The organism is Janthinobacterium sp. AD80, assembly GCF_002878455.1.
Taxonomy (GTDB): Bacteria; Pseudomonadota; Gammaproteobacteria; order Burkholderiales; family Burkholderiaceae_D; genus Janthinobacterium.
Genome location: NZ_NRDQ01000044.1, coordinates 46,530 through 61,527, shown reverse-complemented (window position 1 = coordinate 61,527; position 14,998 = coordinate 46,530). Strand labels below are relative to the sequence as shown.

Genomic DNA, 14,998 nt, shown 5'->3' with positions numbered 1-14,998 from the left:
AGCACGAATGAGAGAGTACCAAGTTTGCAGCAATTGCGTGATGGATACCACCGATACCCAGATCGTCTTTGACGAACATGGCGTATGTGACCATTGCCATGATTTCAACGATCATGTACTTCCCAACTGGCATCCGGACGCCGTGGGCGAGCGCGAATTCCAGGCGGTGGCCGACAAAATCAAGCTCGAAGGCCAAGGTAAGCCCTTCGATTGCATTCTAGGCATGAGCGGTGGACTCGACAGTTCTTATCTGCTGCACCTGGCGGTGAAAAAGTACGGCTTGCGTCCGTTGGTCTTCCACGTCGACGGCGGCTGGAATTCGGACATTGCCGTCAGCAATATCCAGATGCTGGTGGACGGCCTGGGCATGGATCTTTACACTGAGGTCATCAATTGGGAAGAGATGAAGGATCTGCAGCTGGCATTCTTCAAGTCCGGCGTGCCCCATCTGGATATTCCGCAAGACCACGCGTTTGTGGCAACGCTCTACCATTTCGCCAACAAACACAAGATCAAGTACATCTTAAATGGTGGCAATGTCTCGACCGAATGCGTACGCAATCCGCTAGACTGGCTCTATTACGGCACCGACTTGCGTCAGATTCGCGACATCCATGGCCGGTTCGGCAAGCGCAAGCTGAAGACCTTCCCCTTCAGCGGCATCCTGTTCCATAAGTTTTACCTGCGCTATATCAAGGGCGTGCGGGTAGTCAAACCGCTCGACTACATGCCATACAGCAAAAAGATCGCAATCGACACACTCGCCTCGACCTATGGCTGGCGGGCGTACCCGCAAAAACACTTCGAGTCCCGTTTTACCCGTTTCTACGAAGGTTACTGGCTGCCGACGCGCTTCGGCATGGATACGCGCCGCGTCCAATTCTCTAGCCTGATTCTGACCAAACAGATGACACGCGAAGAGGCGCTGAAGGAACTGAGCAAGCCGGCCCACAATCCGGCCACCATCGACGAAGAATTCGACTATATCGCCACCAAGCTGGATATCTCGAGTGACGAATTGCGCGATTGCATGAACTTGCCAAAAAAATCTTACCGCGACTACAATAACCAGCGCTTCCTCTTCAACCTGGGTGCGGCGATCCTGAAAAAACTGGGCGTGGAAAGGGCCATCAAACGATGATAGCGATCGTCAATTATGGCCTTGGCAACATTAGCGCCTTTGCCAACATCTACAAAAGCCTGGGCGTGCCATTCATACTGGCTGATACCGCGAGTCAGTTGTGCGACGCCAGCAAAATTATCCTGCCCGGCGTGGGTTCCTTCGATCACGCTATGCAATTGCTGCAGGCATCCGGTATGCGCGAGGAATTGAACCGCCTCGTGCTCGAAGAGAAGCGGCCGGTGCTGGGCATCTGTGTTGGCATGCAGATGCTCGCCCTCTCAAGCGACGAAGGCCGCGAAGCTGGGTTGGGTTGGATAGATGGCGCGGTCCGCAAGATCGATGCGACCCGTCCAGGCCACGAACTGCTGTTACCGCACATGGGCTGGAACAGTGTGCGCTCACTCAATGACAATGCTTTGCTCACCGGACTCGATATGGAATCGGAATTCTATTTCCTGCATTCCTATTACTTCGATTGCAACCGGGCCGGCGACGCCTTCGCCGATGTCGAGTATGGCACCCGCTTCGTCTGCGGCGTGAATCACGAAAACATTTACGGCGTCCAGTTTCACCCTGAGAAAAGCCACCGTAACGGCGTGCGGCTACTCAAAAATTTTGCGGAGTTATAAGCCATGCTCAGAGCCAGAATCATTCCCTGCCTGCTGTTAAAGGATGGCGGCTTGGTCAAGTCCGTCAAATTCAAGGATCACAAATACGTCGGCGATCCTATCAATGCGGTCAAGATCTTTAACGAGAAGGAAGTCGATGAGATCGTTGTACTCGACATCGACGCCAGTGCCGAAGGACGCGAACCGAATTATCGGCTGATCGAGAACCTTGCACGCGAGTGCCGCATGCCCTTGTGTTATGGCGGCGGCATCAAAACGGTACAACAGGCAAACCGTATCTTTGCACTGGGCGTGGAAAAAATCGCCATCAGTTCGGCGGCAGTGTCCGATATCGGACTGGTCAGCGCATTAGCGGCTGAAGTCGGTTCGCAAAGCGTGGTGGTCATCCTGGACGTCAAGAAGCGATCGTTCGGCCGTGGTTATGAAATCTATATCAACAATGGAAAAACCGGCACCGGCCTGTCGCCTGTCGAATTTTGCAAACAACTACAGGAACACGGCGTCGGCGAAATTTGCCTCAATGCCATCGATCGCGATGGCATGATGGAAGGCTATGACCTCGATCTGATCAGTGCCGTGCACAAGTGCGTCAAAGTACCGATGACGGTGCTTGGTGGCGCCGGTTCGCTGGACCACATCAAGGACATGATCGCCCGCTTCGGCATCATCGGCGTGGCTGCTGGCAGCTTGTTCGTCTTCAAGGGAGCGTACAAGGCTGTCCTCATCAGCTATCCATCACGCCAGGAACGCGGCTTGCTGTGACCGTGTACAGCGCCGCCACACCGTTCCAGCCCTACCCACTATTTTATGCATTGGTAATTTTGTGAAACAGATCCTTCAAGACATGGCAAATGGCACCACCTCGCTCGTCGAGGCCCCCGCCCCTGCCCCTTCCAGCGGTAGCCTGAACATTTTCACCACGGTGTCGCTCATTTCCGCAGGTACCGAACGCATGTTGGTCGGGTTCGGCAAGGCATCGATGCTGGACAAGGCACGCCAGCAGCCAGACAAAGTCAAAATGGTGCTGGAAAAAGTCGCCACGGATGGCCTGATGACCACCATCGATGCGGTACGCTCGAAACTGGCCCAGCCATTACCTCTCGGCTATTGCAACGTGGGCGTGGTGGCAGAAACCGGCTCGCGCGTGAGCGGCTTCAAACCGGGAGACCGCGTCGTGTCGAACGGGCCACATGCTGATATCGTCAAGGTTCCCATGAACCTGTGCGCGCGCATCCCCGACACCGTAAGCGATGAAGCCGCGGCCTTCGTGGTAGTGGCCAGCATCGGCTTGCAAGGCATGCGCCTTGCGCAGCCCACACTGGGCGAAAGCTTTGTCGTCACCGGCGTCGGCCTGATCGGCCTGCTGACCGTGCAACTGCTGCGCGCACATGGCTGCCGCGTGCTGGCAATCGACTTCGACGAATCGAAGCTGGCCCTGGCACGCCAGTTCGGCGCTGCCACCTGCAATCCGGGCCGTGGTGAAGACCCGGTAGCGGCCGGCATGGCATTCAGCCGCGGCCAGGGCGTCGATGGCGTCATCATTACCGCATCGACCAAGTCCAATGACCCGTTGTCGCAGGCGGCGCGCATGTGCCGCAAGCGCGGCCGCATCGTGCTCGTTGGCGTGATCGGTCTGGAAATGAGCCGCGCCGACTTTTATGAAAAGGAATTGAGCTTCCAGGTATCATGTTCCTATGGTCCAGGCCGCTATGACCCCAACTACGAAGAGCGAGGCCAGGATTATCCGCTCGGCTTCGTGCGCTGGACCGAACAGCGCAATTTCGAGGCGGTGCTTGACATGCTGGCCAGCGGCCAGCTCGATGTCGCGCCCCTGATCACCCACCGCTTCGCCTTCGAAGATGCTCCTAGCGCTTATCAGGCATTGACGGACGACAAGGCGGGCCTGGGTATTCTGCTTCAATACCCGTCGCCAACGGCTGAGCGCGTCAAGCGTCAGGTAACCCTGGCACCGAACACCACCTTCCAGGCGGAACGCCCGGTACTCGGTTTCATTGGTGCAGGCAACTACGCTTCGCGCGTGTTGATTCCCGCTTTCAAGGCCGCAGGCGCACAATTTCACAGCATCGTTACCTCTGGCGGTATCAACAGCGTTATTCACGGTCAGAAAAGCGGCTTTGCCGAGGCATCAACCGATGTCGGCGCCATGCTGTCCATCGCCGCCATCAATACGGTAGCGATCGTCACCCGCCACGATACGCACGCGCAACTGGTGTCACAATCGCTGGCGGCCGGCAAGCACGTCTTCGTTGAGAAACCGCTGGCCATCGGACACGATGAGCTGCAGCAGGTCCGCACCGCCTACGATACAGCCCACGGCAGCGGTAGTGGGCCACAGTTGATGATCGGCTTCAACCGCCGCTTCTCGCCGCAAGTGCAAAAGATGAAATCGCTGCTGGCCTCGGTCGCCGAACCGAAATCATTCATCATGACGATGAACGCGGGGGCAATCCCGGCCAATCACTGGACCCAGGACAATGCCGTGGGCGGGGGCCGCATCATCGGCGAAGCCTGTCATTTCATCGATCTGATGCGCTTCCTGGCAGGCAGCGAAATCATCTCGGTGCAGGCGCGCCGCATGGGCGACGCGCCCGGCGTGGCAATTACTGAAGACAAGGCATCGATCACGTTGGGCTTCGCCGATGGGTCTTTCGGCACCATCATGTATCTGGCAAACGGCGCCGCCAACTACCCGAAGGAACGGGTGGAAGTGTTTACGTCGGGCCGCGTCCTACAACTCGACAATTTCCGCAAACTCAAGGGCTTTGGCTGGCCGGGATTTTCGCGCATGAACCTGTGGAAGCAGGACAAGGGGCAGCAGCAATGCGCGGCGGCCTTCCTGGCTGCGGTACAAAGCGGCGTGCCGGCGATCGCTCCGGCGGACATTTTCGAAGTGGCGCGCGTCACCATCGAGGTTGCCGAATTATTGCGCCAACAATGAGATTGCACCACATGAGCTTACGTACCCGATCCCAGGGGGAATTCCGTTGAAGCCCGGCCTGCTACTCTACTGGCATACGTTGCGCCACCTGAAACCGGTGCAATTTTATGGCCGGCTGCTGTTTCGCATGCGCCGTCCACGCCCGGACCTGCGCACCGCGCCGCCGCTACGTCCGCTTGCCGGTACCTGGCAACTGGCGGCCCGGCGCGATCCCAGCCTGACCGGGGACGATACATTCTGCTTTCTCGGCCAGAAGCACGAGCTGTGCGCCATCAATGGCTGGAATGACGGCACGCTGGACAAGTTGTGGCTGTACAACCTGCACTATTTTGATACCCTCAACGCCAGCAATAATATGGCGTTGACAGCACAGCACCAGCGCCTGCTGACGCGCTGGATCGAGGCGAATCCCCCTGGCCATGGTAATGGATGGGAACCGTATCCTATGTCCTTGCGCATCGTCAACTGGATCAAATGGGCGCTGGCGGGGAATACGCTCGATACACAGCAGCTCAACAGCCTGGCGGTACAAGTGCGCTGGCTGGCCGGACGCCTGGAGATCCATTTGCTGGGCAATCACCTGTTCGCCAATGCCAAGGCGCTGCTGTTCGCCAGTCAGTTCTTTATGGGACCGGAGGCCGATGCCTGGCGTGTTACGGCGCTGCGCATCCTGGCGCGCGAAGTACCCGAACAGATCCTGGCCGATGGCGCGCACTTCGAACTGAGCACGATGTACCACGTGCTGGCCCTGGAAGACATGCTGGATCTTGTGAATCTGGCGCAAGCGTTTGACGCGCTCGACGGCCAAGCCAGCGACTGGCGCAGCCGCATTCCGGCAATGCAATCCTGGCTAGCCATGCTCAGCCATCCTGACGGTGGAATCGGTTTCTTCAACGATGCCGCTTTTGGCATCGCCGTGGAAACGGCCGAACTGGCGCGCTATGCAGACAGCCTCTGCTGCCCTGTGCCGCCAATGCCCGCCGACGGCGTCACCCACCTCGCGGCCAGTGGCTACCTGCGCCTGCAACAAGGGATGTCCGTGCTGCTGCTCGACGCCGCCGCCGTTGGTCCGGACTACCTTCCCGGTCATGCGCATGCGGACACATTGTCATTCGAATGGTCGCTGTCCGGCCAGCGCCTGCTGGTCAACAGTGGCACTTCGCAGTATGGGCTGGGCGCCGAACGCTTGCGTCAACGAGGTACCGCCGCGCACAATACCGTGCAAATAGACGGCACCGATTCGTCCGAGGTCTGGAGCGGCTTTCGCGTGGCGCGCCGCGCCTATCCGCACGATATCCGCATTGATGCACCGGGTCCTGTCTTGGGTATCAGCTGCACGCACGATGGCTACCTGCGCCTGCCAGGAAAAAATATCCACCGTCGTCACTGGCGCCTGGCAGCAGGCGAGCTCGCCGTCCACGATCGCGTGAGCGGCCCGTTCCGCCTTGCCGAAGCGTTTTTCCACCTGCATCCGGCAATCCGTGTGGCGCCCGGCGCTGACCGGCAACAATGCATGCTGTTGCTGCCCGATGATAGCACCGTGCATGTCACCATCGACCAAGGCACCCTCAGCGTGCAGCCTGACCATTGGCATCCGCGCTTTGGTGTCAGTGAGGAAACGCATTGCCTTCGTATCCGCTTTGAAGGCGCGGATCTGACTACCCGCTTCAGCTGGAACTATCCATGAGAATTTTAGTTTTAAGTTTTTATTATCCGCCCGACCTCGGTCCCGGCCCGTTCAGAGCATCGGCGCTGGTCGAGGCGCTACGCGAAATTTTGCCGGCTGACACGCATATCGACGTCGTCACGACCATGCCGAACCGCTACAGCGGCTTTAACGCGGCCGCGCCGGCACTGGAAGAGCTTCCTGGTCTGACGTTGCACCGTATCAACTTGCCCGCACACCAGAGCGGCATGCTGGATCAGTCAAAGGCTTTTCTCACCTACGCCCGCAACGCCGTCAAGATAGCCCGTCAAAACAAGTACGATCTGGTCCTGGCCACCTCGTCGCGCCTGATGACGGCTGCACTGGGCGCATGGATCAGCCGTCGCACGAGCGCATGCCTGTACCTCGATATCCGCGACATTTTTGTCGATACCATCAAGGATGTGCTGCCGAAACGCTTTGCGCGCGTGGCCAAGCCCCTGTTCTCGGTATTGGAAGGCTGGACCATGCGCCGTGCCAGCAAAATCAACCTGGTCTCGGCCGGCTTCGGCGAATACTTTTCGACGCGCTATCCGCGCCAGCCCTACTCCTTCTTCACCAATGGCATCGACGATGAGTTCCTGCCCGAGGCTCTGCCGCTGGCCGCGCCCGCACAAGAAAAGAGTGGCAAAATCCTGTCAGTACTGTATGCCGGCAATATCGGGGAAGGCCAGGGTTTGCACACGATACTGCCGCCGCTGGCGGCACGCATGCACGGACGCCTGCATTTCAACGTGATTGGCGACGGCGGACGGCGTGCCGCCTTGCAGGCAGCGTTGGCACAAGCCCGCGTGGACAACGTGACGCTGATGGCGCCGATGAAGCGCAGTGAACTGATTGCTGCCTACCGCGACGCCGACGTCCTGTTTGTACATTTGAATGACTATGCCGCCTTCAAAAAGGTGCTGCCGTCCAAATTGTTCGAATATGGAGCGATCGGCAAGCCCATCTGGGCAGGCGTGGACGGCTACGCGGCTCAATTTGTGGCCACCGAAATCCCTAACGCCGCCGTGTTTTATCCCTGCGACGTGGATGCCGCAGTGAACGCGTTTGACAGCCTGCGCCTGCACGACATGCCGCGTCCCGAATTTATCACCAAGTTCTCCAGAAAAAACATCGTACGGGCGATGGCGCGCGACATTGTGACGCTGCTGCCACCCGCAGCAGGTGAGTGCGGCGCGGCGCGGCAGATCGTTGACGTACAGAATTAACACATACATGAAAAAAATACTCGTAACGGGCGCCAGCGGCTTTGTCGGCTCTGCGCTTTGCCAGACACTCATCTCCCGCGGCTGGCCCGTGACGGGATCGGTGCGCGTGAAAAGCGCACCTTTCCACTACGCCAGCGGCGCCCTGAGCGCCAGCACCGACTGGTCCGGGGCACTCGACGATTGCACCTGCGTCATCCATCTGGCAGCGCGCGTGCATGTGATGAAAGAATCGGCCGCCGATGCGCTGGCGGCATACCGCGCCGTGAACGTGGACGCGACCATGCATCTGGCGCGCCAGGCCGCTGCGTCCGGTGTGCGGCGCTTCATCTTCGTCAGCAGCATCAAGGTCAATGGCGAAGCGAGCGGCAAACATCCGTTCCGCGCCAGCGATGCACCGGCGCCGTGCGACCCATATGGCCAATCGAAAATGGAAGCCGAGCAGCAACTGCAGGCATTTGCCGCCACCAGCGGCATGGAACTGGTAATCGTTCGCCCCCCCCTCGTCTATGGGCCGGGTGTGCGCGCCAATTTTCAACGCCTGATGGAGCTGATCAAGTCTGGCTGGCCGCTGCCCTTCGGCGCGGTCGGCAACCGGCGCAGCATGGTAGCGCTGGACAATCTGATCGATCTGCTGCTGCTGTGCTGCACGCATCCAAAGGCGCCAGGCGCGGTCCTGCTGGTGTCCGATGACCATGATGTGAGCACAGCCGAGCTGATACGCATGCTGGCGGCCCCCATGGGGCGCCGCGCGCGTCTGCTGGCCGTGCCGACCTCGTTGATGCGCGTGGCAGCGGCAGCCATCGGAAAATCCGCGCAGGCAGACCGCGTGCTCGGATCGCTCCAGATCGATGTGGCACCGACCAGGCGTTTGCTCGACTGGCATCCACCTGTTGCGATGCAAGCCGCATTGAACCAGACAGTGACCGCCTTCCTGAACCATATCAAGAGCTGATAAACATGAAAAGACTGTTCGATTTACTATTGGCGCTATGCGCATTGCTGGTACTGCTGCTTCCGTTTATCATCGTGGCACTGCTGGTCAAGGCCACATCCAGCGGACCCGCGCTATACTGGTCCGACCGAGTCGGGCGCCACAACCGGTTGTTCCGCATGCCCAAGTTCCGTACCATGCGCGTCGACACACCAGCGGTGGCTACCCACCTGTTAACCGACCCGGCCAGATTTCTGACGCCGCCAGGTTCCTTCCTGCGCAAGTCAAGCCTGGATGAGTTACCACAGTTGTGGAGCATCCTGTGCGGCGATATGAGTTTCGTCGGCCCCCGTCCCGCGCTATTCAACCAGCAGGATCTGATTGAGCTGCGCACGCGCTACGGCGTTGATAAGCTGTTGCCGGGGCTCACAGGATGGGCTCAAATCAACGGTCGCGATGAATTGCCCATCCCCGAAAAGGTGAGCCTTGATGTCGAATACATGCAACGCCAATCGTTTGTGACCGATCTACACATCATTCTGCGGACCTTTCTGAAAGTCGTCCGACGGGACGGCATCGTGCACTGAGGCATCGCCCGGTGAACGGAACAGACCAAGCCACGCATCGCCATTGCGACAAGCGGCACCTTTAAAAAACAGGCACATGAAAAAATTTATAGTACTACCGAGGTTTCAAAAACAGCTGATCGCCATCATGGCCGACATGTTTTTTTTGCCACTAACCTTTGCCTTGGCGCTACTGCTGCGTTACGACACCGCCAGTCTGGCGCTATTTTCACAGTACCTGTGGCTGATCCTCGCGGCCCCCCTGATTTCAGTGCCCGTGTTCATCCGGCTCGGCCTGTACCGTGCCGTGGTGCGCTTCATTGACCACAAAATTGTGTACGTGGTCATCCTCGGCGTCACCATTTCTGTGGCTGTATTGGTGGCAATGGCAGCATTCGCTTCGCACATGGTGGGCTATTCCCGTGGCGTATTTGGAATTTACTGGATCAGCGCCATTACCTACGTGGTGGCAAGCCGTTTTGTGGCGCGCGGAATGCTGCGCCACACCAATGCCGAGAACGATATTGTCAAAGTGGCGATTTACGGTGCGGGCAAGGCGGGTAGCCAGTTGGCTAGCGCTTTACGCGCCGGCAATGAATACCTTCCCGTCGCATTTATCGACGACAAGCCTGAATTAAAAGGCGCAATAATCGCCGGCATCAAGGTACATTCTGCAGCCTCGTTAAGCCAGCTAATCGAAAAAAATGGCATTAGCGACATCTTGCTCGCCATGCCCTCACTGAGCAAAAGCCAGCAAAAACGCATCCTCGACCAGCTCGAACGCTTCAAGATCAAGATCAAGGTGACCCCTCCCATTGCCAGCCTGATCACTGGCGAGCTGCGCGTGCAGGATGTGCGCGATATCGAAATCGAAGACTTGCTGGGACGCGACCCGGTCGCCCCAGATGCCTGCCTGATCGCCAGCGGCATCACGGGCAAGGCCGTGATGGTGACGGGTGCCGGCGGCTCGATTGGCTCGGAACTGTGTCGCCAAATCATCAGTTTGCGTCCCAGCCGGCTGCTCCTGCTGGACATGTCCGAATTTGCGCTGTATTCGATCAAGCAGGAACTGAAAGGCCTGAAAACTGCGCAAGGACTAAAGGTAGAACTGCTGCCGTTCCTCGGTTCGGTGCTGGAGACTGAAAAGTGCACCGCCATCCTGAAGACCTTTGCCATTGACACCATTTACCACGCTGCCGCCTACAAGCATGTGCCGCTGGTCGAGCACAATCCGATCGCTGGCGTACGCAACAATGTCTTTGGAACCTGGAGTATCGCCCAGGCAGCAATCGCGGCCAATGTGAAGTCGTTTGTCCTGATCTCCACCGACAAGGCGGTGCGTCCGACCAATGTCATGGGCGCCACCAAGCGATTCGCGGAACTGATTTTGCAAGCATTATCCCGCGAGCAAGAAAACACGCGTTTCTGCATGGTCCGTTTTGGCAATGTGCTCGGTTCCTCAGGCTCAGTCGTGCCGCTCTTTCGTCAGCAGATCATCCAGGGCGGGCCGATCACCCTGACCCATCCGGAAATCACGCGCTACTTCATGACCATCCCTGAGGCCGCTCAGTTGGTTCTGCAGGCGGGAGCGATGGGCGAAGGCGGCGACGTCTTTGTGCTCGACATGGGCGAACCAGTAAGAATCATGGATCTGGCCGAGCGCATGGTGCACCTGAGCGGGCTGGAAGTGAAAAGCAAGTCGGCGCCCGATGGCATCGATATCCAGCATGTGGGGCTGCGTCCGGGTGAAAAACTCTACGAGGAGTTACTGATCGGCGATAACGTGGAGGGAACCGAACATCCATTGATCATGCGTGCCCAGGAAGCGGAAATTCCCTGGGCCGAGCTGCACCCCTTGCTGGAACAACTCGACCATTGCTGCGTCCGCTTCGAATACGACCAGGTACGCGCCTTGCTGTTGCGCGCAGTGCACGAATACGCGCCTCAGTGCGGCATCGAAGACCTGATCTGGCTGGAACGTCAGAAATTCGGCACAGCTGGCAAGCCCGACCTTTCCTAAAACAAATTCCGGCGCCGCCAGCGGCGACCGGGCCAACAATAGGCAACGCGTGGCTCTTTTCATATCTCATGTCGCCTGGCAAGCCGAGTCAATCCACCCGTGACATTCCATCAACTGCATCGGCCTGCATCAGGTTGCTCGTGTATTTTCGTACGCTCTCAACTTCGAAAAAGCAGCTATCTCGTTTATACTGTGGCTGAAATGACCGGATTAAATATTTCTATTTTCCAACAAAAAACATTCTCTCTTTCTTGATTACCAATCAATTTCGCATTAAACCAGCAAAGAAAATTATGATAAAAGTAAATGAATTCAAAATTAACAACGAGGATGAAAATTCGGGCATTTCATTTACGCAGCTGATCATGGTGTTCTGGCGTGAGCGCCGGATGATTTCTGCTATTACGCTGGCAGCGACCGCAGTCGGGATCGGTTTCACCTTGGCATTTCCTACCTATACCAGCGTTGGCTATCTGCAAATCGGCTCAAGCCTCCCCATCCAGCTGGAATCCAAAAAAGACGTCGAGGCAGCGCAGGGCATCACGATCTCGGATTACAAACGCTATTCTGCAGCATTCAATACCAGCGAACGATTCAACGATTTTATCCAGGAATATAAAATCGAAAACCAAACTGGCATTGATCAATTACGCGGTGCATTCTCTTCGCGCAAAGGAATTACCTCAAATATAGAACCAGTCTATCCATTTACCAAAATCGATGCAAAAGACTTGGTCATGGAACAGCCGAAAAATGGCAGCAACAACATTATTGGCGTTCTGATTCGTTACGAAGATAAGGATCCGGCAATTGCCAAAAATATGGTGGAAACACTTGGCCGCTATACCCTCGACAGCATTATGTATATCTTCTATGCAGATTTTTTGCGCTACAGGTTGAGTGAAATCGAGGCAAAGATCATTCGCCTTGAAAATAGCATTATTGAAAACAACATGGATCTGCAAGAGTATGAACGCAAAAGCGTCGACTTGAAAAAGATCATTGCACGCCACCCGGAGGCCAACAACACCGGCATTCAGGCGATCGTTTCGGTGACGGAAGAGAACGCCCGCTTCCTGGCACCCAGAACGCAGCTGATGACCACTGAAGTCCAAATGTCGGAAGCCAACGAAAAAAACATCCGCGCCCGGCACAATGAAATCCAATACCGAATCTTGCGTGAGTATTATCTGCTGGCCAAAAAGGCTCTGGACAGCACCCGGTCCGGTGAAACGATGTTACACGCCATGACAACGATTAGCGATACCGTGTTCAAGAACAAGAATTTAAAAGATGAAAACGTTCAGAAAGTTTACAATAAAATCTCGATGGAGAATAAGGAAGCGATCAGCGTCTTCCATGAACAAAGCCGCTTTATCGCTGGCCCGAGCCTGCCGCAGAATCGCTCCACCAGCCTGTCCAAAGTGGCCATCATCAGCTTTATGGCCGGCCTGATTCTTTCTTTAATCCTGGCTTTTGGTCGTGACCTGCTGGCGGCTAACCGCAATAAGCAGCAAGATTAACAACGACTAACAACACCGTAGCGAGCGGAAGGAAGTTGTGGTTGAGAAGCGCAACCGTACGAGGGTACAGTGGGCATCGCAAACCGCAAATTCCGACGCGCAGTAGGTTTTGATAGACGTTCTCAGCAATTTAAAAGAAGTGGCATTGCATCGGGAATGCAGCTGTTCAGTGCCATGCCTTGCAGTATTGCCAGGCTCCCGCGGCAGGCAAGTATGCGTTCCCCAAAAAAAACAGCCAGCCTTTCAGGCTGGCTGCTGTTGATGCGGCCGCAGGTGGATCCACGCTGTCGAAGAGCCTCCCCTTGCATGGTCTTTCCGAGGTACTGTGCCCGTGCTCTTCGCACTTTGGGCATCCACGGTGCCACAGGTCATCACCCCGGCGCGCCCAGTGCGCTCGCGTTCGTGGCCCATCTGAGATCTCTGTGCTACCGGTTAAGTCGGCCGGATACGGCTTCCTGCTCATACCATTAGCTGGCACGTCAACCCATCGCCTGCGTCGTTTGCCCGCAAAACGTTAATCGGCTTCTGAAACGCCGGAACCAGACCCTGGCCCGGCATGATAGCCACGTGCCTGACGACGCCGGGCCAATCGCTGGCTACTTCGGCAAACCGCCCAACAATGCCGCAATCTTTTGCTTTGGTTTCGCTGGCGGCAAATTGGCGTTGCTGACCACTGGCGCGGTAGCTTTCGCCGGCTCATACGGCTTCAGGAACCACGGATCGGCCTTTTCGCGGCGGGCGCCGGGACCAAAGGCGGGACGCGTACCGCGCTCGGCAGTGCGGCTGTCGCGGCTTTCAGCGCCATGACGGCTGTCGGCCGGGCGGGCGGGACGGGACTCGCCCGCTTCGCTGCGGCGCGGCGGACGGCGCTCGCTGTCGCTGCCACGCGCAGGCGCTGGCGAGAAGCCCGCCAGTTCGCCGCGCTTGATGCTTTGCTTGATGAGCTTTTCGATGTCGGCCAGCAAGCGCTCGTCTTTATCCGAATAGATCGAGATGGCATCGCCCGAAGCGCCGGCGCGGCCCGTGCGGCCGATGCGGTGCACATAATCTTCCGCGTTGTACGGCAAGTCGAAGTTGATGACGCAAGGCAGGTCGGAGATATCCAGGCCGCGCGCCGCCACATCGGTAGCGACCAGCACGTCGATCTCACCCTTCTTGAACGCTTCCAGCGCCGCCATGCGTTCCTGCTGGCTCTTGTCGCCGTGAATCGCGGTGGCGCTCATGCCTTCCTGTTCCAGCACGCGGGCCAGGCGCGAAGCGCCGATCTTGGTATTCGAGAAAACGATGACCTGCTTCAAGTCGCGCTGGCGCAACAGATGCGCTACCAAGGCGTGCTTCTGGTCTTCCGGCACCTTGTAGACCACTTGCGTGACCTTGTCGGCCGTCTGGTTGCTGCGCGCCACTTCGATCGTCAGCGGATCGTTGAGGAAAGTCGCGGCCAGCTTTTTGATCTCTGGCGAGAACGTGGCCGAGAACATCAGGTTCTGGCGCTGCTTCGGCAGCAAATTGATAATGCGCTGCAAGTCCGGCAGGAAGCCCATGTCCAGCATGCGGTCGGCTTCATCCATGACCAGCATCTGCACCTGCCCCAGGCTGATGTTCTTTTGCTCGATATGGTCGAGCAGACGGCCTGGCGTGGCAATGACGATTTCCACGCCGCCACGCAGGATGACGGTCTGCGGTTTCATGTCCATGCCGCCGAAGACGACGGTCGAGCGCAGCGGCGTGTGCTTGGCGTAAGCCTTGACGTTTTCGGCGACCTGCACCGCCAGTTCGCGCGTCGGCGTGAGGATCAGCGCGCGCACCGGATGGCGAGCGGGCGACATGCTGCTGCTGGCATGGGCCAGCAGCAACTGGATGATCGGCAGCGAGAAGCCGGCCGTCTTGCCCGTACCCGTCTGCGCGGCGCCCATCACATCGCGGCCTTGCAGCACCACGGGAATGGCCTGTTCCTGGATCGGCGTCGGATGGGTATAGCCTTGCTCGGCCAGGGCGCGCTGGATTTCAGGCGCGAGGCCAAAGTCGGCGAAAGTCAGGGAGGGAGCAGCGGATGCGGCAGGTGCAGGTGCGGCGGCAGGCGCCACTTCAGGGGCAATCGCCGGGCTAGGCGTAGGAGTCGATTCGGTTTCAGACATAAATTTTCTGGTGTGCCTCCGCACTGCGGAAGCCATGCTTTCTCAATAAACAACATTTCTGGGCACAGGCAGCTCCGTCTTGCAAGCCATGGATCATCGTTCTTGCGGCACTTCCGTGCTCCGGGACATGCTGTAGGGCGTATGCGGGAGCATCGGGGAAGTGTGCTGCGATGGCGGCGGAGATCGCGCCGGCGGA

At 57.8% G+C, this 14,998-nt stretch carries 11 protein-coding genes; 10 read left to right on the top strand and 1 reads right to left on the bottom strand.

Features of this window, described 5'->3' with window-relative positions; genetic code table 11:
- Positions 1-7: 7 nt before the first annotated feature.
- From JaAD80_RS11005 to JaAD80_RS10960, 10 genes are all read left to right on the top strand, one after another.
- Positions 8-1,141 (top strand): N-acetyl sugar amidotransferase, encoded by a 1,134-nt coding sequence (locus tag JaAD80_RS11005; protein ID WP_102294204.1) that lies wholly within the window; start codon positions 8-10, stop codon positions 1,139-1,141.
- Positions 1,138-1,752, top strand: coding sequence for an imidazole glycerol phosphate synthase subunit HisH (hisH, locus tag JaAD80_RS11000; RefSeq protein ID WP_102294203.1), 615 nt, complete (start codon positions 1,138-1,140; stop codon positions 1,750-1,752). The genes JaAD80_RS11005 and hisH overlap by 4 nt, the downstream gene beginning before the upstream one ends.
- 3 nt (positions 1,753-1,755) lie before the next feature.
- A complete protein-coding gene (locus JaAD80_RS10995) occupies positions 1,756-2,514 on the top strand; it encodes an AglZ/HisF2 family acetamidino modification protein (protein WP_102294202.1) in 759 nt (252 codons plus the stop codon).
- Positions 2,515-2,575: 61 nt separating this feature from the next.
- Positions 2,576-4,711, top strand: a complete 2,136-nt coding sequence (locus JaAD80_RS10990; protein WP_102294201.1) for a bi-domain-containing oxidoreductase — start codon at positions 2,576-2,578, stop codon at positions 4,709-4,711.
- Positions 4,686-6,398: a heparinase II/III family protein gene (locus tag JaAD80_RS10985; protein WP_219726809.1), complete on the top strand. Its 1,713-nt coding sequence runs from the start codon at positions 4,686-4,688 to the stop codon at positions 6,396-6,398. Before JaAD80_RS10990 ends, JaAD80_RS10985 begins: the two co-directional genes overlap by 26 nt.
- Positions 6,395-7,627, top strand: coding sequence for a glycosyltransferase family 4 protein (locus tag JaAD80_RS10980; protein WP_102294200.1), 1,233 nt, complete (start codon positions 6,395-6,397; stop codon positions 7,625-7,627). The genes JaAD80_RS10985 and JaAD80_RS10980 overlap by 4 nt, the downstream gene beginning before the upstream one ends.
- A gap of 7 nt (positions 7,628-7,634) precedes the next feature.
- Positions 7,635-8,579, top strand: coding sequence for an SDR family oxidoreductase (locus tag JaAD80_RS10975; RefSeq protein WP_102294199.1), 945 nt, complete (start codon positions 7,635-7,637; stop codon positions 8,577-8,579).
- Positions 8,580-8,584: 5 nt separating this feature from the next.
- Complete coding sequence (locus tag JaAD80_RS10970; protein ID WP_102294198.1) at positions 8,585-9,145, top strand: sugar transferase; 561 nt, start codon at positions 8,585-8,587, stop codon at positions 9,143-9,145.
- Between the two features lie 76 nt (positions 9,146-9,221).
- Positions 9,222-11,144, top strand: a complete 1,923-nt coding sequence (locus JaAD80_RS10965) for a nucleoside-diphosphate sugar epimerase/dehydratase (protein ID WP_102294197.1) — start codon at positions 9,222-9,224, stop codon at positions 11,142-11,144.
- A gap of 251 nt (positions 11,145-11,395) precedes the next feature.
- A complete protein-coding gene (locus JaAD80_RS10960; protein ID WP_146012354.1) occupies positions 11,396-12,667 on the top strand; it encodes a lipopolysaccharide biosynthesis protein in 1,272 nt (423 codons plus the stop codon).
- Positions 12,668-13,263: 596 nt separating this feature from the next.
- On the opposite strand, the gene JaAD80_RS10955 is transcribed toward JaAD80_RS10960, so the two are convergent.
- On the bottom strand, positions 13,264-14,802 hold the full coding sequence (locus JaAD80_RS10955) for a DEAD/DEAH box helicase (protein WP_102294195.1): 1,539 nt from the start codon (positions 14,800-14,802) through the stop codon (positions 13,264-13,266).
- Positions 14,803-14,998 lie beyond the last annotated feature (196 nt).

What these genes read in the sequence shown, in the direction of transcription:
- JaAD80_RS11005 (WP_102294204.1), top strand. Translation starts at nt 8, where the DNA reads ATGAGAGAGTACCAAGTTTGCAGCAATTGCGTGATGGATACCACCGAT.
- hisH (WP_102294203.1), top strand. Translation starts at nt 1,138, where the DNA reads ATGATAGCGATCGTCAATTATGGCCTTGGCAACATTAGCGCCTTTGCC.
- JaAD80_RS10995 (WP_102294202.1), top strand. Translation starts at nt 1,756, where the DNA reads ATGCTCAGAGCCAGAATCATTCCCTGCCTGCTGTTAAAGGATGGCGGC.
- JaAD80_RS10980 (WP_102294200.1), top strand. Translation starts at nt 6,395, where the DNA reads ATGAGAATTTTAGTTTTAAGTTTTTATTATCCGCCCGACCTCGGTCCC.
- JaAD80_RS10975 (WP_102294199.1), top strand. Translation starts at nt 7,635, where the DNA reads ATGAAAAAAATACTCGTAACGGGCGCCAGCGGCTTTGTCGGCTCTGCG.
- JaAD80_RS10970 (WP_102294198.1), top strand. Translation starts at nt 8,585, where the DNA reads ATGAAAAGACTGTTCGATTTACTATTGGCGCTATGCGCATTGCTGGTA.
- JaAD80_RS10965 (WP_102294197.1), top strand. Translation starts at nt 9,222, where the DNA reads ATGAAAAAATTTATAGTACTACCGAGGTTTCAAAAACAGCTGATCGCC.
- JaAD80_RS10955 (WP_102294195.1), bottom strand. Translation starts at nt 14,802, where the DNA reads ATGTCTGAAACCGAATCGACTCCTACGCCTAGCCCGGCGATTGCCCCT.